The 19,941-nt window shown below is 69.7% G+C and carries 18 protein-coding genes; 6 read left to right on the top strand and 12 right to left on the bottom strand.

Features of this window, described 5'->3' with window-relative positions; all coding sequences use genetic code 11:
• Positions 1–386: 386 nt before the first annotated feature.
• Together ACFT7S_RS23040 and ACFT7S_RS23045 are read right to left on the bottom strand one after the other, a co-directional pair.
• Positions 387–1,709, bottom strand: a complete 1,323-nt coding sequence (locus ACFT7S_RS23040; protein ID WP_382734807.1) for a PhoH family protein — start codon at positions 1,707–1,709, stop codon at positions 387–389.
• A 552-nt stretch (positions 1,710–2,261) separates the two neighbouring features.
• Positions 2,262–3,023 carry an isoprenyl transferase gene (locus ACFT7S_RS23045; protein ID WP_173315533.1) on the bottom strand — a complete coding sequence of 254 codons (762 nt, stop codon included), beginning with the start codon at positions 3,021–3,023 and terminating at the stop codon, positions 2,262–2,264.
• Positions 3,024–3,242: 219 nt separating this feature from the next.
• Between ACFT7S_RS23045 and mgrA the strand changes: the two genes are divergently transcribed.
• Positions 3,243–4,280 carry an L-glyceraldehyde 3-phosphate reductase gene (gene mgrA, locus ACFT7S_RS23050; RefSeq protein ID WP_382734809.1) on the top strand — a complete coding sequence of 346 codons (1,038 nt, stop codon included), beginning with the start codon at positions 3,243–3,245 and terminating at the stop codon, positions 4,278–4,280.
• A 362-nt stretch (positions 4,281–4,642) separates the two neighbouring features.
• Complete coding sequence (locus ACFT7S_RS23055) at positions 4,643–5,830, top strand: winged helix DNA-binding domain-containing protein (RefSeq protein WP_382734811.1); 1,188 nt, start codon at positions 4,643–4,645, stop codon at positions 5,828–5,830.
• 59 nt (positions 5,831–5,889) lie between these two features.
• On the opposite strand, the gene ACFT7S_RS23060 is transcribed toward ACFT7S_RS23055, so the two are convergent.
• The 3 genes from ACFT7S_RS23060 to ACFT7S_RS23070 form a co-directional block, all read right to left on the bottom strand.
• Positions 5,890–6,345: a hypothetical protein gene (locus ACFT7S_RS23060; RefSeq protein WP_382734813.1), complete on the bottom strand. Its 456-nt coding sequence runs from the start codon at positions 6,343–6,345 to the stop codon at positions 5,890–5,892.
• A gap of 141 nt (positions 6,346–6,486) precedes the next feature.
• A complete protein-coding gene (locus ACFT7S_RS23065; RefSeq protein WP_382734815.1) occupies positions 6,487–7,281 on the bottom strand; it encodes a methyltransferase domain-containing protein in 795 nt (264 codons plus the stop codon).
• Positions 7,282–7,345: 64 nt separating this feature from the next.
• Positions 7,346–8,203: a prepilin peptidase gene (locus ACFT7S_RS23070; protein ID WP_382734817.1), complete on the bottom strand. Its 858-nt coding sequence runs from the start codon at positions 8,201–8,203 to the stop codon at positions 7,346–7,348.
• Between the two features lie 105 nt (positions 8,204–8,308).
• On the opposite strand from ACFT7S_RS23070, the gene ACFT7S_RS23075 reads away from it, so the two are divergent.
• Positions 8,309–8,710, top strand: coding sequence for a DUF192 domain-containing protein (locus tag ACFT7S_RS23075; protein WP_382734819.1), 402 nt, complete (start codon positions 8,309–8,311; stop codon positions 8,708–8,710).
• Positions 8,711–8,735: 25 nt separating this feature from the next.
• Here the strand turns inward: ACFT7S_RS23075 and ACFT7S_RS23080 are convergent, their stop codons facing one another.
• The 3 genes from ACFT7S_RS23080 to ACFT7S_RS23090 form a co-directional block, all read right to left on the bottom strand.
• Entirely contained in the window at positions 8,736–9,935 is a 1,200-nt protein-coding gene (locus tag ACFT7S_RS23080) for a hypothetical protein (protein WP_382734821.1), read from the bottom strand.
• Between the two features lie 194 nt (positions 9,936–10,129).
• Positions 10,130–10,450: a choice-of-anchor P family protein gene (locus tag ACFT7S_RS23085; protein ID WP_382734823.1), complete on the bottom strand. Its 321-nt coding sequence runs from the start codon at positions 10,448–10,450 to the stop codon at positions 10,130–10,132.
• A gap of 260 nt (positions 10,451–10,710) precedes the next feature.
• Positions 10,711–11,556 (bottom strand): NAD(P)H-binding protein, encoded by an 846-nt coding sequence (locus ACFT7S_RS23090; protein ID WP_382734825.1) that lies wholly within the window; start codon positions 11,554–11,556, stop codon positions 10,711–10,713.
• A gap of 254 nt (positions 11,557–11,810) precedes the next feature.
• Here ACFT7S_RS23090 and ACFT7S_RS23095 point away from each other — a divergent pair, with 254 nt between their 5' ends.
• From ACFT7S_RS23095 to ACFT7S_RS23105, 3 genes are all read left to right on the top strand, one after another.
• On the top strand, positions 11,811–12,275 hold the full coding sequence (locus ACFT7S_RS23095; protein ID WP_382734827.1) for an SRPBCC family protein: 465 nt from the start codon (positions 11,811–11,813) through the stop codon (positions 12,273–12,275).
• A 44-nt stretch (positions 12,276–12,319) separates the two neighbouring features.
• On the top strand, positions 12,320–13,207 hold the full coding sequence (locus ACFT7S_RS23100; RefSeq protein ID WP_382734829.1) for a hypothetical protein: 888 nt from the start codon (positions 12,320–12,322) through the stop codon (positions 13,205–13,207).
• Between the two features lie 301 nt (positions 13,208–13,508).
• Positions 13,509–15,095, top strand: a complete 1,587-nt coding sequence (locus ACFT7S_RS23105; protein WP_382734831.1) for an ABC transporter substrate-binding protein — start codon at positions 13,509–13,511, stop codon at positions 15,093–15,095.
• A gap of 142 nt (positions 15,096–15,237) precedes the next feature.
• Here ACFT7S_RS23105 and ACFT7S_RS23110 read toward each other — a convergent pair whose 3' ends face one another.
• From ACFT7S_RS23110 to ACFT7S_RS23125, 4 genes are all read right to left on the bottom strand, one after another.
• On the bottom strand, positions 15,238–15,897 hold the full coding sequence (locus ACFT7S_RS23110; protein ID WP_382735027.1) for a DNA alkylation repair protein: 660 nt from the start codon (positions 15,895–15,897) through the stop codon (positions 15,238–15,240).
• A 210-nt stretch (positions 15,898–16,107) separates the two neighbouring features.
• On the bottom strand, positions 16,108–16,608 hold the full coding sequence (locus ACFT7S_RS23115; protein WP_382734833.1) for a hypothetical protein: 501 nt from the start codon (positions 16,606–16,608) through the stop codon (positions 16,108–16,110).
• 25 nt (positions 16,609–16,633) lie between these two features.
• Entirely contained in the window at positions 16,634–17,362 is a 729-nt protein-coding gene (locus tag ACFT7S_RS23120) for an Imm52 family immunity protein (protein WP_382734835.1), read from the bottom strand.
• Positions 17,363–17,441: 79 nt separating this feature from the next.
• Positions 17,442–19,757, bottom strand: coding sequence for a Tox-REase-5 domain-containing protein (locus ACFT7S_RS23125; protein ID WP_382734837.1), 2,316 nt, complete (start codon positions 19,755–19,757; stop codon positions 17,442–17,444).
• Between the last annotated feature and the right edge of the window lie 184 nt (positions 19,758–19,941).

Here is a 19,941-nt window from a genome sequence, read left to right on the forward strand (position 1 = left end):
TGTCCTTCCAGCAGCGCCCGCTTAGGTGACCTCGCGGGCGCAATCGTGCCCCTGACACTGGCCTCCCTACTGCTTGGGTCACGGGAGGCACGGGCCCGATGGGCAACTCCCTTGCGGGAGTGCCGCGTGGTGCTCGCGGGCGGCATACGGACGGCAAGTGTTGAGTTGTGTGGTGCTGTGCACCTCTGGAGGTGCACGAGTGCCGTATGCGGGGCCTGACGGAAGCAAGACTCTGCCGGACGCGGACGCCGCGAAGCAATTCTGTGTTGCGTGTGAAAGCTCACACCCCGTTTGGCCCCACTCTTTTACGGAAACTGCAGCACAACACGATGCCGCCCGGCTAAGCTCTTCGGCTCGCCGGGCGGCACCAATTGGACTATCCCGTATCAGATCTGACCTTCCTCCAGCATTTCGGTCACCAGTGCGGCGATCTGCGAACGCTCGGAGCGAGTCAGCGTGACGTGGGCGAAGAGCGGGTGACCCTTCAGCTTCTCGACCACGGCGACGACTCCGTCGTGCCGGCCGACCCGGAGGTTGTCCCTCTGTGCCACGTCATGCGTGAGCACGACTCGGGAATTCGACCCGATACGGGACAACACGGTCAGCAGGACGTTGCGTTCGAGCGACTGTGCCTCGTCGACGATCACGAACGCGTCGTGGAGCGAGCGGCCCCGGATGTGGGTGAGCGGCAGGACCTCCAGCATGCCGCGCCCCAGCACCTCTTCGATCACCTCGCGCCCGGCGACCGCCGAGAGCGTGTCGAAGACGGCCTGCGCCCAGGGGCTCATCTTCTCGGCCTCGGAGCCGGGGAGATAGCCGAGTTCCTGCCCACCGACCGCGTACAGCGGCCGGAAGACCATCACCTTCTGGTGCTGCCTGCGCTCCAGTACGGCTTCCAGCCCGGCGCAGAGCGCCAGTGCGGACTTGCCGGTGCCCGCGCGGCCGCCCATCGACACGATGCCGACGTCCTGGTCGAGGAGCAGATCGAGCGCGATGCGCTGCTCGGCGCTGCGTCCGTGAATCCCGAACGCCTCCCTGTCACCGCGCACCAGCCGCACATTGCCCTCGGCCGTGACCCGGCCCAGCGCCTTGCCGCGCTCGGACTGCAGGACGAGGCCGGTGTGCACGGGCAGCTCGGCCGCCTCGGGGACGTACAGCGTCTCCTCGGCGAACAGCAGATCCACCTGCTCGCCGGCGAGCGCCAGCTCCGTCATTCCGGTCCAGCCGGAATCGGTGATGGCGAGCTCGGCGCGGTACTCCTCGGCGAGGAGACCGACCGAGGACGCCTTGATCCGCAACGGGAGGTCCTTGGAGACGACCGTGACGTCGTATCCCTCGGCCTGGAGGTTGCGCGCGACCGCGAGAATCCGTGAGTCGTTGTCCCCCAACCGGTAGCCGGCGGGCAGTACGCCGGGATCGGAATGGTTGAGTTCGACACGGAGCGTCCCGCCCAGATCCCCGAGCGGGATCGGGGCATCCAGCCGGCCGTACCGGACCCGGAAGTCGTCCAGCAGGCGCAGCGCCTGCCGGGCGAAGTACCCGAGCTCCGGATGGTGCCGTTTGGCCTCCAGCTCCGTGACCACGACGATCGGCAGCACGACTTCGTGCTCGTCGAAGCGGGACATGGCGTTGGGATCGGCCAGCAGGACGCTGGTGTCGAGAACATAGGTGCGCCTGTCGGGCATGCGGCGCTTAGTGCTGGTCACCACGGAAGGACGTACCCCCTCGGACGAGGTCGGGGAGTGCGACGGACGTCGCGGAACTTCCCAAGGGAAGAGGACGGACCGGGTTCGGAACCCCCTGCGAGGGCCGAACGCCGGCCCTCCGCGTCGGCCGCACGATGTGTACGGTCCTTCGTGTGCAAAGGGCCTCCCGGGCGAGCGGACTGGGTGCCACTCACTTGGACACGACATCCGCCCGGTTCCTGACCGGATGTCGACCTGTCAGGGGTATTCCCTCGAACGCGCCCAGCCATGCCGATGGCTGCGACACGGTGCGGAAGAGTCCTGGTGGACGCGGGATGACAACAGGGGTACGCCGAAGTCGCCGGCAGCCCCCCTCGCCCTCAATCGCCGGGCAGGCTGAGATGTGCGGCACCGCCTGCCGGAGCACCGCTCTGCCCTCAATCGCCGGGCGGGCTTGAATGTGCCCGGCCCTCGATCGCCGGACAGGGGGCACATTCAAGCCCGTCCGGCGATTGAGGACAAAGCCGGGGGCGGGGGGCGGCGCCCCTTTGGATACGGGTAGATACGGGCCGAGCGTCAGGCGCCGTAGCGCCGGTGCCGCGCCGCGTAGTCGCGCAGGGCCCGGAGGAAGTCGACCTTGCGGAACGCCGGCCAGAACACCTCGCAGAAGTAGTACTCCGAGTGCGCGCTCTGCCAGAGCATGAAGCCGGACAACCGCTGCTCGCCACTCGTACGGATCACCAGGTCCGGGTCCGGCTGCCCCCGCGTGTACAGGTGCTCGGAGATCAGGTCCGTGGAGACCACCTCCGCCAGCTCCTCGAAGGTCGTGCCCTTCGACGCGTGGTCCAGCAACAGCGACCGCACCGCGTCCGCGATCTCCTGACGCCCGCCGTACCCGACCGCGACATTCACGATTATTCCGTCGATACCGGCCGTAGCCTCTTCCGCCTCCTTGAGGACGGTCTGCGTACGGGCGGGCAGCAGGTCCAGCGTGCCGACGTGGTGGACGCGCCACCGTCCGTCGGCCGCGAGGTTGCTCACGGTGTTCTCGATGATGCCGAGCAGCGGAATCAGCTCCGCTTCGGGCCGGTCGAAGTTGTCCGTGGAGAGCAGCCAGAGTGTGACGACCTCGACATCGGTCTCGCTGCACCAGCCGAGCAGCTCGGAGATCTTGTCCGCACCGGCCTGGTGCCCCTGCACCGCCGAGCCGCCGGACGCCTTCGCCCACCGCCGGTTGCCATCGAGGATGACACCGATGTGCTTGGGCACCTGGTCGTGATCCAGGCGGCCTTCCACCCGGCGTGCGTAGAGCCCGTACACCAGGTCGCGCAAGTTCACTGAGTTCACCCTCTCGGTTCCGTACGGGCCGCAGACCCGTCTTCCCCGTTGCCGGGGGTCCGGGGTCGTCCCCCGTGGGGGATAGCCACATGATTCGCACGGTCCGCGCAAACAAGGCGTCGCGCCGCGCATCGGCATTCCCCGAAGCGGCCACATTACTGCGCACGGGTCACACCGGCCCAACCCGGTCTGTCACAACTCCGTGATAAGCAGAGAAACGTGACTGATTCCCTCTCTTACCGCGCCGCCGAGTCGCGCTACGACTCCATGGAGTACCGCCGCACCGGCCGCAGCGGACTCAAGCTCCCCGCTGTCTCCCTTGGCCTGTGGCACAACTTCGGCGACGACCGCACGCTGGACTCCCAGCGGGCGATCCTGCGCCGCGCCTTCGATCTCGGTGTGACCCACTTCGATCTGGCCAATAACTACGGCCCGCCGCCCGGCTCCGCCGAGCTCAATTTCGGAAAGCTCTTCCAGCAGGACTTCGCCCCGTACCGGGACGAGCTGATCATCTCCACCAAGGCCGGCTACGAGATGCACCCCGGCCCGTACGGCGAATGGGGCTCCCGCAAGTACCTGCTCTCCTCGCTCGACGCCTCGCTCAAGCGGATGGGGCTCGACTACGTCGACATCTTCTACTCCCACCGCTTCGACCCGGACACTCCTCTTGAGGAGACGATGGGCGCGCTGGCCTCCGCCGTCCGGCAGGGCAAGGCGCTGTACGCGGGCGTGTCCTCGTACAACGCGGAGCAGACCGCCGAGGCGGCCCGTCTGCTCAAGGAGATGGGGGTCCCCGCCCTCATCCACCAGCCGTCCTACTCGATGATCAACCGCTGGCTGGAGGACGACGGGCTGCTCGACACGCTGGAGACGGCGGGCATGGGATGTATCTCCTTCGTGCCGCTCGCGCAGGGTCTGCTCACGGACAAGTACCTGACGGGCATCCCGGCGGGTTCGCGCGCCACGCAGGGCAAGTCCCTCGACCCGGACCTGCTCTCCGGCGAGGTCGTCCGCCGCCTCAACGGGCTGAACGACATCGCACAGAAGCGCGGCCAGTCCCTGGCACAGCTGGCACTCACCTGGGTGCTGCGCGACAGCCGTATGACGTCGGCTCTGATCGGCGCATCAAGTGTGAAACAGCTCGAGGAGAATGTGGCCGCTCTGGCCGGACCGGCGCTGTCCGCCGAGGAGTTGAAGGAGATCGACGCCTTCGCCGTGGACACCGCGGGCACCAACATCTGGGCCGGCCGCAGCTGATACCGGCTGTGTGACACAGAGTCCGCACCGGGCCCTCACAGGGGCCTCACAACCCCGGGCACAAAAAATCGGGCCGGTCCGTGGGGGGGGTTACGGACCGGCCCGAGGGGGGGTTTCCACCATAACCCTTCGTAAGTGATGCTGCGTGCCGCGCCACTCCACAACTACTCTCCGAATTCGCCGGACTGCGCTACGGAGACGGTTTTGGGCACTCCGGAGGCCTCTGGGGAGGGTGGGAAATGGAGGCGGACGGTCCTGGGCGCGGCCTTGACGCGGGGATGTCCCTCGCACAGGCATATGGGCCGGATACGGGACCGGTATAGAGGACAGCTTCTGACCTCTAGGCGTCCTAGATTCAGCGCATGACGACACGAGCCCGCACCGTGACCGTGACCTGGCCCGAGGCGAACGCCCGCCGGATCGACCGCCAGGGACTGTCCGTCGCCGCCTCCTCCGCCGCCTCTTCCTCCGCTTCCGAAGGCCGCACCCCGGCCGACGTGGTCGGCGCGATGCTCGGGGCGCACGCCCAGGTGCTGTCGGCGGCTGAGCTGTCCGTCGCGCTGCGCCTGCCCGGGGCCACCCGTACCGCCGTACGCGAGGCCCTGTGGACGGACCGGACGCTGGTGAAGACGTTCGGTCCGCGCGGCACCGTTCATCTGCTGCCCGCCACCGAGCTCCCGCTCTGGACCGGGGCGCTGTCCGCTCTGCCCACCGGTTCCAGTCAGCCCGCCACGGATGCCCGGATGACACCCGGTCAGACCGAGGAGGTGCTCGCGGCCGTGGCCGACGCCCTCACCGGCGCCGAGCTGACCATCGACGAGCTGTCGGACGCCGTCATCGCCCGCACCGGGCCGTGGGCAGGTGACCCGGTGATGCCCGCCTTCCAGGGGATGTGGCCGCGCTGGCGCCAGGTGATGCATCTGGCCGGCCACCGGGGCGTGCTGTGTTACGGCCCGAACCGGGGCCGCAAGGCCACCTACACCAACCCCGGCGCCACCCCGCTCCCCGGACCGGAGGCGGTGGCCGCACTCGTCGGGCGCTATCTGCGCGCGTACGGCCCCGCGACCCCGGCCCACTTCGCGAGGTGGCTCGCCACGGCCGGCGGCTGGGCGAACCGGCTGTTCGCCGACCTGGCCGCGACGGGGACGATCGAGGAGGTGACGTACGAGGGCGCACCGGCCTGGGTGGCGGCGGGCGACACCGGCTTCCCGGCCGCGCCCGCCCGGGGCGTACGCCTGCTCCCGTACTTCGACGCGTTCGCCATCGCCTCACAGCCACGCGAGCGGCTCTACCCGGGCCTCGCGAGTGAACGCGCCCTCGCGGGCGGGCAGGCGGGCAACTACCCGGTCCTGCTGGTGGACGGCACGGTCGCCGGGGTCTGGCACCAGCGCCGCTCGGGCCGCCGGATCGCGGTGACGGTGGAACCGCTGGCGCCGCTCACCGCCGTACAGCTGAGGGAACTGGAGGATCAGGTGGAACGCGTGGCCGAGGTGCTGGAGGGGACGGCGGAGCTGACCGTCGGGACGGTGACGGTGGGGCCGCACGCCTAGGGCCTGGCGTCCCGGTGAGGGCGGCACTGTCAGGGACGACACCGTCAGGGACGGCACCGTCAGGGGCGGACGAAGCGGATCGCCATCGTGTCCCCGGCGACGACCACGAAGTCGCCGTCCTCGCACCGGATGACCGCCTCGCGCACCTCCCCCTTCTCGTCGCGCAGCTCCTCCGTGCCGGTGACCGTCCAGGCCCCGCCGTACGGCGGTACGGGCAGGTTGGCCAGCGGGGAGAACTGCCACTGCCCCGCCGGTACGCACCAGTCGGGGAGCTCCGGCCAGCCGCCGGGCGTTATCCGCAAGGTCCAGTCGGAGGCGCAGGTCAGCAACACCGACTCGCCTCCGGACAGGACGAATTCGATGGCCTCGGGCTCACCCGTGATCCCCTCCGGGCGGTAGAAGAGACCGTGGACGGCGGTGATCCAGGCGCCTTTCAGCCAGTCGGAGTCACCGCCGCGCGGCCGGCCCACGGGTTGGCGGATGTCCTCGCCTGGCTCGTCCCTTCCCACCGTCATGACCAGCTCCCTCACCGTGCGCTCGCCCCACCGGTTCGTCCTGCCCACCGGTAGGACGGTGGAATGGGCGAAGGCGTTGCACTACCCCTCGCCCTTCAAGTGCCGTGTTATGCACGCCCGTTGAGCCGCCGCTGCCAGGCGTCACGCCGGTTTGCGGGCCTCGATCAGGAACCGGGTGGTGTGCGCGACGAACGGCCCCTCGTTCTCGATCCTCCGGTGCAACGCCTTCAGTTGCGGACGGTACGCCTCGACCGTGAAGCCCGGGACCATCCAGATGACCTTGCGCAGGAAATAGACGACGGCGCCGATGTCGAAGAACTCGGTCCGCAGCCGCTCCGGCCGCAGATCGACCACATCGAGGCCGGCGGCGACGGCGTCGGCGCGGGCCTGCTCCCCGTCGCGTGCGCCGCGTACCTCGGGCGGCTGCGGGCCGAGGAAGAACTCGACGAGCTCGAAGACGCTCGCCGGGCCGACCTGTTGCGAGAAGTACGTGCCTCCGGGGGCGAGCACCCGGGTGATCTCCTCCCACCACGTGGTCACCGGGTGCCGGCTGACCACCAGGTCGAAGGCCGCGTCGCCGAACGGCAGCGGCGGCCGGTCCTCGTCCACGACGACGACGGCGCCGAGCGGGTGCAGGAGCGCGGTGGCGCGGGCGATGTTCGGGGGCCAGGACTCGGTGGCCGCGGTCAGCGGTGCCAGCTTCGGTACGGAGGCGAGGACCTCGCCGCCGCCGGTCTGGATATCGAGGGCGCAGCGGGCGCGGCCCATCCGGTCCGCCATGGCGCGCGCGTAGCCCCAGGAGGGGCGCTGTTCGGTGGCCCGGCCGTCGAGCCAGGAGAAGTCCCAGCCGTCGACGGAGACGGCTGCGGCTTCGGCGACGAGTGCTTCGAAGCGCTCGTCGGACGACGCGGTGTCCGGGATCGATGAATCGGGCATGGGGCGATCGTTTCAGCTGGGCCGCGCCGGGCGCGACCGCATTCCGTGGCGCGGGGCCCGTGTCTCAGGCGGCCAGGGCGCCGAACAGTACGCCGAGGAGCGCCCCCGCGATCATGAACGGCCCGAAGGGGATGCCCGTCTTGCGCCCCGCCCTTCGCATGAGCATCAGGCCCAGCCCGTACACCGCGCCGAGCAGGAAGCCCGCGAACCCTCCGGCGAACAGCACCGCCCAGCCGTACCAGCCGAGCGCCACCCCGAGGGACAGGGCGAGCTTCACGTCCCCGAAGCCCATGCCGTTCGGGTTGATCAGGAAGAGCAGGAAGTAGAAGCCGCCCAGCGTGAGCCCGCCGAGCAGGGCGGAGGCCCAGGACCCGGTGTGTTCGGGAGCGAGGGACACCGTACCGAGGAGCAGCGCGGCCGCGCCGGCCAGCGGCAGCGTCAGCCGGTCGGGCAGCCGGTGGACCCGGCGGTCGATGACGGCGAGGAGTACGGCCACGGGAGTGAGCAGCAGCCAGACGACGAGCTCGGGCCGGGCCCCGGTGGCCGCGGCCAGGGCCGTACAGGCGAGCACGGTGACCACGGGCGGGAGGACGGCGGGGGCGTACCGGGATGCGGCGGGCGCGGGTTCCGGCGCTGGTAGCGGCGCGGCTTCCGGTTGATGCTCGGGTTCCGGCGCTGCTGCTCCGGCGTCGGCGCCCTCGTGGGCCATAGGCCCGGGAAGGGAGGGGACGGCCACGGCGCAGCTCGCGCACCGCGTCGATCCGAGCCAGCCGCGGGCCGGTCCGGTGAGCGGGTGCCCGGCGGGGCAGGCGTCGCGCCAGTCCTCGTCCGGCTCGACGGAGAACCGGTACGCGGCACGCGGGACCAGCAGTCCCGTGGCGACGCCCCAGAGAGCGGCGACTGCGATGAGTGTGGCGTCCACACCGGCGACCTTAATCCGGGTGTGCGGTACGGGTCTTGGGCCCTGGGACCCATTGCGCGGCGTTCCGGACCCAGCGGCGGGCGTCGGGGACTACGGTCGGTGCCCATGGGGAAATGGCGCAACGGCAGCGGAACACTCACGGTCGGCACGGGCGGCACGGATGGCACGAGCGGCACGGACGCGGAGACCCGGGAGGTACCGCTGCGGATCGCGGCCTCCTACCGGGCGCGGACGCGCGGCCTGCTCGGTCAGGACGGTGTCGACGGGGCGCTGTTGATCACGCCGTGCGCGAGCGTGCACACGTTCCGGATGCGGTTCACGATCGATGTCGCGTACCTGGACCGGCACTTCAACGTCCTCGCGGTCCACACGATGAAGCCCGGCCGCCTCGGTCTGCCCCGGCTGCGCGCCCGTCATGTCGTGGAGTCCGAGGCCGGAGCGATGGCCCAGTGGGGGCTGCGGCCGGGCACGCGCGTACGGATAACGGCGTCGGCGACGGTCCGCTAGTGCGGCCGAAGGCCGCGAAACCCGATCAGGGCGGGCCCGAGCCCAGCAGGGTCCACGCCCCGTACGCGGCGGAGGCGAGGGCGAGCGCCGCGAGGACTCCGGCGGTGCGTGCCGTCGTCCGTAGCCGGAGCAGCGCCACGGCAGGCGGCAGGAGCAGCGGGAACGCGGGCATCATCAGGCGCGGCCTGGACCCGAAGTAGCCGGAGCCGATCAGCGAGATGACGACGATCGCGATGCCGTAGACGAGTACGGGGAGCGGCTGCCGCTGGCGTACACACAGGTACACCAGCCACCCCAGCAGCCCCAGCGCCGCGCACAGCCCGAGCGCGGCGGGCAGCGGCAGTCCCAGGATGAACGCGGCGAGGGCCCGGCCGCCGTCGATGCTGTTTCCCCACTGCGCCTGGACCTCGAAGTACGCGAAGGGGCTGTCCTGGCGTACGGCGACGAACACCACGTACGCCAGCCAGCCCAGCGGTGCGATGACGACCCCGAGCAGCATGCGGACATGCCGGCGCAGCAGGCCTTCCCGGTCGCCCGCCCGGTACTCCTTCACGAGGGTGACCGCTGCGGTGATCGCCAGCGCGGCGACGAGCGCGGCAGCCGAGGGGCGCGTCAGCCCGGCCAGTACGCACAGAGCGCCCGCCACGATCCAGCGCCCGGTGAGCACCGCATACAGGGCCCAGGCCGCCAGGGCGGTGAACAGGGTCTCGGTGTACGCCATCGACTGCACGAACGCCGTCGGGTAGACCCCCCACAGCGCAGCCAGCACCACCCCCGTCCGGCGGCCGTGCAGCCGCGCGCCGACCGCGAAGATCCCCCAGGCGGCGAGCAGCCCGGCGAACCAGGCGACGAGCAGTCCCGCGCCGCCGACGGTGAGCGGGGTCACGTCGGCGATGCCGCGTTCCAGGGCGGGCAGGAGGGGGAAGAAGGCCAGGTCGGAGTGGACGCTGCCATCGGGAAGCGTGACGGAGTAGCGGTATCCGTCCTCGGCGATCCGCTGGTACCAGACGGAGTCCCAGCGCCCGCTGAGCAGATGGAGGGCGTCCTTACCGGCGAGGGAGGCCCAGGCCCAGAAGACGAGGAGCCCGATGACCCGGACGGCCGCGTAGACCCCCAGTGCGGGGGCGGCGGCGGTGAGCGCCACGGCGGCGCGGTGCCGGAGCTCGCGGCGGCGGGGTGGCTCCGCCGGGGCGGGTGACCGGGTGGCGGTCTGGTTGTCGGGCATGCGGCCGATTATGACCACATGGGTACACCTTGATCCCCATCGCGGTGCGTGGTGGGGACGTCCGGCCCGGCGCCATGGGGGAGCGCCGGGGCGGGCTCTGTTCCCCTACGGCGCCGACGCTAACGGTCACGGGCCCCACCGTCTTGGGCCCCAGGACCCAACCACCGGATCCTGGGGCCCTGCGCGCAGCAGGATCAGACGCAGTTGTGCGCGGCGCTGGTGCTGGAGCCGATCACCACGTCGATCCCGCCGAGGCCGGTCACATGGAGTGCGTTGACCGTGAGCCCGTCAGCGGTCTCCGTCTGTTCGTTGACGACGGCCTTCACACCGATCCCGAGGTCGAGCGTGTGGTTCGGGGTGTCCGGCACCGTGACCGGCGTACCCGCGATGCTCAGAGTGAGCGCCGTGGAGCCCTTCTTCGACGTGCAGGTGCTGGTCGAGGACGCGGTGAGCGCGGCGGTGGCGGAGAGCGCGAGGAGCGCGCCGCGCGTCGATCGGCGCACGGATCGGCGCACGGATCGGCGCACGCTGAAGAGAGGTCTGTACTGAGTGATGCTCGCGGATCCGGCCGCCGCTACCGGTGGGTCACCCGGAATCACGGGGTGTGCTGTTTGCAGCAGGCGCGAAACGGACTGTGGGGGACCGATGAAGCACCGGGTCACCCACTCCGCCTCGCCCGCACCGCAAAGGGGCGTCCACAGAAATCCCACCGCGCCTTCACGGTGCTGATTGTCTGGATGGCGACCGCGGTACGCCGTATTCCGGCATACCGGTCCTATGCGAAGGCGGCGATGTGGCGCCGGGCCCAGTCCTCGAAGGTGTGGGGCGGGCGGCCGAGGATCTGCTCGACTGCGGGGCTGATGCGGAGCTCGGCCGCGTTGGGTTCGCCGAGGATGGTCAGGGTGGTCTCGACGACGGGCTCAGGCATGAACGCGAGCATGTGCGCGCGGGCCTCGTCCCGGGTCAGTTCGGTGAACCGGACCGGCTCGCCCAGTGCCTCGCCGAGCGCGTCGGCCTGCTGGCGCGGCGTCGTGAGGGCCGGCCCCGTCAGCTCGTGGACCTGCCCGGCGTGACCGTCCTCGCGCAGGGCCGCGGCGGCGACCTCGGCGATGTCGGCCGGGTCGACGACCGGCAGGCCGATGTCGGCGAACGGTGCGGCGACGGTCCGCCGCGTACGGACCGACTCGGCCCAGGCGTACGCGTTGGAGGCGAAACCGCCGGCCCGCAGGACCGTCCAGTCCATCCCCGACTGCCGGACCGCGCGGTCCAGGGCCAGGCCCGTACCGCCGTGCGAGTCCGAATCCGCTCGGCTGGCAACGCCGATGGAGGAGAGGAGAACGACCCGTCGCACTCCCCCTGCCTTCGCGGCATCGAGGACGGCCTGCGGATCCACCAGGTGCGCACCGGCTCCGGTGTCGTGGAAGAACAGCGCATCGGCACCTTCGAACACCGGCCGCAGGCTCTCGGGATCGGCCAGGTCCGCCCGGACGGGCCGGACGCCCTCCGGGACGTCGGCGGCGGTGATTCCCCGGGACACCGCCGTCACCTGTTCACCGGCTGCCGCGAGTGCCTGCACCAGCGGGCGGCCGACGTTTCCCGTTGCTCCCGTGACGACGATCATGCGTAACTCCCGCGATATTGGCTTGAGTTGACCCCGCCCGCACGGACAGGAACATCGCCGGGGCCGGTCCGGCCCGCTGCGACTCGCTGAAGCTAACACCGGCGGCATAGTAGGTACCTAGAGGAAAGTGGCTATGCCCGGCGGACCGCCGCGTGGCCTGCCGCGGACGCCGACGGCACCGTGCACGATGGATGTCGCAGCTCCCCCTGCTCCCGCACGCACCGCACGCACCGCACGCACCTGGAGGCGCCACCATGAGTGATCCGAAAGTCGTCGTCGAGCGACGGATCGCCGCCCCCGCCGACAAGGTCTGGGAAGCGCTCACCGATCTCCAGGGCATGCCGTCGGTACTCAGCGGCGTGGACGCGGTCGAGGTCCTCACGGAGGGACCATTCGCCGTGGGTACCCGCTGGACCGAGACTCGCCGGATGTTCGGCAAGGAGGCGACCGAGGAAATGCGCATCACGGTGTGCGAGCCGTCCACCCGCTACGTGGCCGAGGCCGATTCACACGGCGCGCACTACGTCTCGGAGTTCGCCCTGTCCGACGGCGGGCCGGGTATCACCACCGTCCGCATGACGTTCTCCGCCACCCCGCCCGGCGGATTCGCCGGCCTTCTCTCCAAGCTCCTCGGCGGTCTCGGCGCCAAGGCGGTGGCCAAGGCGGTGACGAAGGACCTCGACGACGTCGCGACAGCCGTGGAGCAGTCCGCACGCTGAACCTGCCCTTGATCCATTCGGTTCCGTACCTGTTCAATCTGCGGATGACCGATACCGATGCCGATGTGGATCTGGGCACTGTCACCGCCCCCTCCGGAGTCCTCGTACTGGGGATGGCGGGCTGGATCGACTACTGGCCGCAGGTGGGACCGCCGCTGTCCGAGCGGGCCGGGGAAGCCGCGGCGGCCGGCGGCGGTCATCTGTACGGCCCCGGCGGCGCCGGCGAGCCGACGGCCTGGATGTGCGAGGCGATCGCCGTTCCCGCCGCCGCCGACCGACCGCTGCCGGTACGGGCCCGGACGTCGGAATCACCGTTCGACGGCGAACCGACCGTCGCGGTACTGGAGGTCGGCCTCGGCCTCCCCTGGCCCGGCGGCGCCTCCGTACGACTGGGCGACCTGCCGGTGGACCGGTGCGGCATGGTGCTCGGGGACGCGCGTGCCCTGGACGGCTTCGTCGGCCTGGACGGCGACTCCACCGACGGCCTGGCGGACGTCACGTACTGGGGCCGGTACGGGGACGACGTACACGCCCTCTTCGGCGGCGAACGGATTCCGCAGCACGCCGGACACGGGCCGCGCGGCTGGCTGGACCTCCCCCTGGCCGAGGCCGAGGCGATGGGCGAACGACTGGAGACCTGGACGCGCGAGGGCCCCGGCAAGGGGCTGATGGTCGCGGTCGACGCCCACAGCGACTTCCACCTGTTCAACCGGGCGGGCTGGAACCATCCGCTGCTGGCCGGACTGATCGACGTCGGCGGCTGCCCGGTGCTCGGCCTCGGCTGGGATCCCGGTGACCACTCCATGCGCCACAACGGCGAGCGGGTCGCCGGCCAGGTCTATCCCGCCACGCTCGAACCCCGGGCAGGCGAGACCGTACTGCGCTGGACCATTCCGCCGTACACCCCGGAAGAGCCGGAAGAGGACGACTGACGTGGACCGACGGCGGCCGTTCCCGCTGCTCCCCCTCAACCGTGGACCGGAAACGACGCCTGGCTCGTGTGTCATCCACCACCCCGGCGGCAATGTTTGGTGATGTACGGGCATATCCCACCCCACGTACCGCACCGGCTGCCGGGAGCCCCAGGAGAGGCCGCCACCCCGCCTCTATGATCGGCGGATGGATGCTCGTCTCCCTTGTCCGGTTTCGCGGAGCCTCTCCCGCGTCCGGAGGGGGCCGGCGGCCGTGCGGGAGCCCCTCGCATCGGCCGACTGAAAGCAACGGGGCAGTTCTGTGAACGTACGCAAGCGGTGGACACGCACTCCCATAGGGGCCGGTCTCGCGGTGGCTCTGCTGAGCAGTTGCGGCCTCCAGACCGGAGGAGACGCCTCCGAGTCCGACGACTCCATCGTCGTGGGCATGTCGGACGACGTTCTGGCCTCGGATCCGGCCTCGGGCTACGACCCGGGATCCTGGCTGCTGTTCAACAATGTCTTCCAGTCCCTGATCAGCTTTCCCCGGGGGAGCTCGACACCGCAGCCGGAAGCGGCGAAGTCCTGCGCGTTCGAGAACGGCAACAGGACCTACCGGTGCACGCTCCGCGACGGCCTGACCTTCAGCAACGGCGACAGCCTCACCTCCAAGGACGTCAAGTTCTCCTTCGACCGGGCGATCAGGATCAACGACCCCGCCGGCCCCGCGCCGCTGCTCTCCACGATCGCGGAGATCACCGCTCCGGACGCGCGGACGGTCGTCTTCCAGCTCACGGTTCCCGACGCCACCTTCCCCAGCAAGATCGCCTCGGGCGCCGGCTCCATCGTGGACCACCGCACGTATCCGGCGGACAGCCTGCGCACGGACGGCCAGGCCATCGGGTCGGGGCCGTACGAGCTGAAGTCCCTCGACAAGTCGAAGGCCGTCTTCTCGGTCAACTCCGGCTACCGGGGCACAGCGCAGGTGAAGAACTCGGGCATCACCCTCAACTTCTTCCGGGGCGACCAGAAGAAGCTGGCGTCCGCGCTGCAGAACGGCGATGTCGATGTCGCCTATCGCGGTCTGGCCGCGCAGGACATCGCCCAGCTGGAGGAGTCCTCCGCCGCGGCAGACAAGGGCATCGACGTCGTCGAAGGAACCAGCGCCGAGGTGCAGCACCTGGTCTTCAACATGAAGGACCCGGTGGTCGGACAGCTCCCCGTGCGCAAGGCCATCGCGTACCTGGTGGATCGTGACGCCCTCGTCAGCGAGGTCTACCACTCCACGGCCACCCCGCTGTACTCGATCGTCCCGGCCGGCATCACGGCCCACAACACCGCGTTCTTCGACATGTACGGCGGGAGCCCGCAGCCGGACAAGGCCGAGCAGGCGCTGCGTGCCGCGCACATCACCGGCAAGGTGAAGCTCACGCTGTGGTCCACGCCGAGCCGCTACGGCCCCTCCACCGACAACGCGTTCCGTGCGATCGCCAAGCAGCTCAACGCAAGCGGACTGTTCGACGCGAAGGTCACGTCGCTGCCCTTCGAGGAGTACGAGACGCGGATCGCGGCCGGCGAGCTCGGCGTCTACGTGAAGGGCTGGGTCCCGGACTACCCCGACCCGGACAACTTCACCCAGCCGTTCTTCGGCACGGACAACGTCCTGCAGAACGGCTATGTGAACGACGACATCACCGGCCGGATCATCCCCGCCACCGCCGCCCTGGCCGAACGGGGCGCCACCGAGCGTGCCTTCGACGAGCTCCAGGAGGACGTGGCCGAGGACCTGCCGATCCTGCCTCTGTGGCAGGGCAAGCAGTACGCGGTGGCGTACGAGAACATCTCCGGCCTGCAGTGGACCCTGGACGCCTCGACCGTCTTCCGCTTCTGGGAGATCAGCAAGTTCTAGGCAGCCAGTCCAGGGGGGCGGACCGGCACCCGCCCCGAACGCCGCCTTCGCGGAGTGTGCGTTGCGTTTGCCGCAACGCACACTCCGCGGAACACGCAGCCGACCACACCGAGCAGCGGCACGAGCGTGAGCGCGAACCTTCCTACGTATCGTGCTGTCGGCGCACCATCTCGGTGATCCAGATGGGCGCGAACGGAGACGTGCAGCCCGGGGAGGTCGGGTAGTCCTTGAGCACCTCCAGGCGCTCACCGATGCAGATTGCACGGGTACGGTGCTCGGCGTGCTCGATCCCGATCTGAGCCAGGCAGTGGTTCATCGCCCACTGCAGGCGATCCGGGGCGTCTTTCATCTCCGCCCCGATGACATCGAGCAGTCCTGCGAGGTCGAGGCCCTCGGGCTTCTTCGCCACGCGTTCGGTGGTCAGCGCCCAGCCGGCACTCGCGACCACTGGATCCGGATCGGCGGACCAGGCCACGCGCAGCTCTTCGGAGTGCGGGTTCTTCTTCACCACGTAGTTCACGAGCCAGTCGTGCACCTTGGGCGTGCGCGCCTCGCGCACCATGCCGTCCAGCTCGTCACGCTCGAACGCCTTCGGGCGGCAGATCAGGATCGCCAGCAGTCTCGCCGCGGTGTCATCCGTCTCCCAGAGCCGGCACGCGAGTTCCTGCTGCGTCTTCAGCCGCTTCGCGAGCGCGCGCAGCTTGCTGAGATTCACACCGTGATCGTCACCGTGTTTCTCGTTCACCGCGCGTGCCTTCGGGTCCTCGAGCGCGGCCAGCTCGGCCATCACCTCGGCCACCATCGTCTCGGCCACCTCAGCCTCCTGTCCCTCACGTGCGCGATTCAGCCGACGACGGAAGTCGGCCCCCTATTCGTACACGCCCGGTCGGTGGCGGCCACGGACACGAAGTCCCGCGTCTGCGGTTAGGTGAGACGACTGTTCGCAACCGTGCTGGGGCTGATCGCAGGGTTCGCGGCGGTGTTGTGCGCGGTGACCGTGTGCCCTCCGAGCTCAGTCGGTGAGGTCGAATCCTCCGGCCGACCCGGTCACCGCGGCGAAGAGCACAAACGGCTCCTCCCGGTTCGCCTGGCCGATGCCGACCGCGATCCTGCGCGCGTCCGCTTCCCAGACCTGCAGGTCATCGAACCCGAGCTCCCAGAGCGTCTCGAAGAGCGGTGGCAGGACCCGGCCCTCCTGGTCCCGCTGCACATACACCGGCATGGCCGACACGGTGCGGTACGGCCCCCAGCGCTTCTCCAGCGCGAGCACCACACCCCAGAGCTCGGTCTCGAACGCGTCGCGCGTCGCGTCCCGGATCGAGCCGTCGTCCTCGGGTTCGTAGAAGTCCTGGCTGACCCGCAGGACGACCACGGCGAAATCCTCGCCGGAGGTTGAGTGCCCAGGGTCCGCGCATCCCGTCCAGGGAGGGGTGTACGGGCCCGTCCGCAGGGCCTCGACCGCCACGACGCACCGGTCCACTGCGGCCTTGAACTCCAGGGGGTCTCTCACCACGTGGCCCTCTCCTCCGATCCGCCTGTCAGAACGTCGCCCGGTCGAACGGGACGGGCAGCGCTTCCAGCGCACCGGCGGCCCGCAGCGTCTCGTTGGCCTCGATGATCGTCTCGTCCGACGGGGACTCGGTGCCGCCCCGCGTGAGGTCGATGATCAGTCCACCTGCCGAGGTACGGGTGTACGTCCCCGGCAGCCCCTCGGGCGCGATTTCCGCACGCCGGGTGGAGAGATAGACGGCCCTCCCGCAACGGGGATCGGAATTCTTCAGGGAGAAGTGACTCGACACAGCCCGGAACTGGGACCTGTTGTACACCTGCCCGCCATCGACGTCCCATGCCTCCGCGATGACGTGCAGAATCTCAGGGGCACGCCGGATCACATCCGCAGTTTCGTCCACTGTGCGTGAGACAAGCGAAATCGCGACCGAGTTGGTGACGTACGGGGAGGAACCACCTGCGTGAATTGCTGAGCTCACGTGCGGCATACCGCTATTGCGCGCCCACAGAGACGTCGTGTAACCGACCACGTCAAGATCCGGCCCGGTGTTCTTCCGCTCGATGTACTCGGTCAGCGCTGGAACCGAAGGAATCAGCAGGGGATCGGACGGTAGGTCCTTACCCGCCTCGTGCCAATCGTGGAAACTCGCGACATCAATACGCTTGAGCCCCGCGAGAGTGGCAAACCATCGTTCGGCGATCTCCTGCGGGCTCTCTTCCCGTTTACCCCAAAGACCGTTGACACCGACATCCAGCACAAGACTCTCCTCAGGCTTCGGCGCCGCATTTTCAGCGCCCTTGCTCAGCGATCAGTATTCTGCATTCAGGGCTCGAGGTTCAGCCGATGACATCCGCCGGAGTCTTGATCACCGTAACGTTGATACCCCTCTCCTCGAACATGATCTCCGCCGCCTCGGCGACTTCTGGATCGGACAGGTGCCATTCGACCGGCTTCCCACGAGCAGCATCGACTTGCCGGGCTGCCTGAGTGGCCCATCGGTCGGCGATATCGGAGGTGAGCCGACCGGTCTCCGCATTGTAGTAATCCGGTCCGCGATAGCCGTACTTGGCTTCCAAATAGGTGCCGCGACTCGAGTCCCAGCCGTCGAAGTCGACCGGTTTGCCGGTCAGTTTGTCGAGCTCGACCCGGTACTCCTTGCCGCGGCCCACCATGGAGATCTGCTCCTGGTACCGGGCGCCCATTTCGCTCTGGTAGCTCCAGTTACCGGGCTTGACCGACGTCCACTTGCCGTCACTGCCGTCCTTGGTGCCGGCCCGCGGGTTCTTGAGGTCCTTGTACCAGGCGGGCTTCGGCTGATTCTGGGCCCGCTCCAGGCCTGCCTTCCGCTTGGCCGCGGCGGCGGCCTTCTTCGCCTCGTCGGCCTGCTTCTGCGCCTCCTCGGCCGCGGCCTTCTTCTCGGGGTCGACCTCGTCGCACTTCTTGGCCAGCAGCCCGACCGGCACGCTCGCAGGCGCCGCCGCCAGCGTGCCCGTGCCTGAGCCGGCCACCCCCAGGCCCGCACCGCCACCCCCGCCGACGCCGTCGTACGGGACGCGCAGGTGGCCACCGAGGCCGACCGTGCAGCCGGTGAGCCCTGCCTCGTCCGCCGCGTCGTCCGCGTGCTTCTGGGCTTCGTCGGCGGCCGCTTGCGCACCGTCGACGTCTCCCTTCTTGGCAGCCTTCTTGGCCTTGCCTGCGGCCTCCGTGGCCTTCTGGGTGAATTCGCCCAGCTTGCCGAGCTTCCCGAGCTTGCCCAGCTTTCCGAACTTGCCGATCAGCTTGGCTTCGCCGTAACCAGGGATGAAGAGCGATCCGATGTTCCACAGGCCGGTACCGATGGCCTGGCCCTCGTTGCCGTCCTTCCACATGTCACGGACTTCGTCGCCGATGAACACGTCGTCCAGGACCGTCAGCCCGGTACTGCCGGACGCCTTGGTCCAGTCCCAGACCGCCCCCAGGTAGTCGCCCTTGGACCACTTGTCGGATGCGTCCTTCGAGTCCTCGACCCACTGGTCGCCGAGGCCCTCGCCGTACTCCTTGATGCCCTCCCACGCCTTGATGGGGTGCAGGATCGTGTCGAACGTGCCAGTGACATCGCCCCAGAAGCCGTCACCGACCAGCCCCTTGAAGAAGCCGCCCGTCTGATGCCCGGCACAGGACAGGAACGCTCCGAAGCCTGACGTGCAGCTCTCGCCGTCGTCGTCCCCGCCGCCGTCGTCGCCCTCGTCCTCGCCCGGATCGCCGCCGTCCGCCCCCTCGGAGGCGTCCACGTCGTCGCCGCCTTCGTCGACCTGGATGACACTGTCGTCACCGGATGACCCGCCGGAACCGGATGCCTCTCCCGACCCACCTGATGCGCCGGACCCACCGGAAGTGGTCGGCCCACCGCCCGTACCGCCGGAGCCAGGCCCACCCGCATCCGATCCGCCGGTCGTCGCCGAGCCCCCCGCGTCACTCCCGCCGGTCACGGTCGCCCCGCCGGAATCCGTACCGCCGCCGGTGTCCGCCCCGCCGGCCTCTCCCCCGTCACCGGCCACGACGTCACCGCCGTCGGGGGCGGGGCACGCACTTCCGGTCACCTCGCAGATCGCGCTCCGGAACCCACCGGCCACCTGCCCGCCGATCCCGAGCGCCACCAGACCGATGACGATCGCCACGACGACCAGCACCAGACCCACGTACTCGGCCGCGGCCTGGCCACCGTCCCGGCGCCACTTGATCATCCGCGAGACGCTGAACGGCCGTCGCTCCACGCGCTGTTCGAGCCGAAGCCCGAACCAGGCGCGCGAACCGGCCCGGAACAACAGGACCACCACGGCGACGGGTATCACCAGCTGCGTGACACCCCGCCCGCTGCCGGATCCCCCGAGAGTCGCCAGCGCGCCGAGGACGAACCACAGGTGTACGGCGAGGAGCCCGCGCCAGACCCAGAGGCCACCGGTGCGCACATACAGCGACAGTACGAACCCGACCACGCCCGGCAACGCCGCGTACAGCAGCAGCCCGAGCAGCTGGCCGTCGACAGCATCGACCGACGACGCCAGCGTCAGAACGCCGATGCCGCCGACTGCCGTGACCACGAACAGCGCCCGCACAAGGAACAGAACCGCGTACAGCGGCCACGGCAGCGACTGCCTGCCACCGGCAGGCACGACGCCTGCACCTGCACCACCCGGAACTGTGAATCCCCCTGCGCCAGCCACGTCGGGTCCCCCAACCGGTCCATATTCAGCGGCAGTTCAGCCACTCCACTGATCCGACCACGAAGACACCATCCGGGGCATGGGCCCCAGGGCCCCATCCGGGGCCCAATCAGCCGTTACGCGCAGATCGTTC

It is taken from the genome of Streptomyces sp. NPDC057136 (genome assembly GCF_042670885.1).
Classification (GTDB): Bacteria; Actinomycetota; Actinomycetes; order Streptomycetales; family Streptomycetaceae; genus Streptomyces.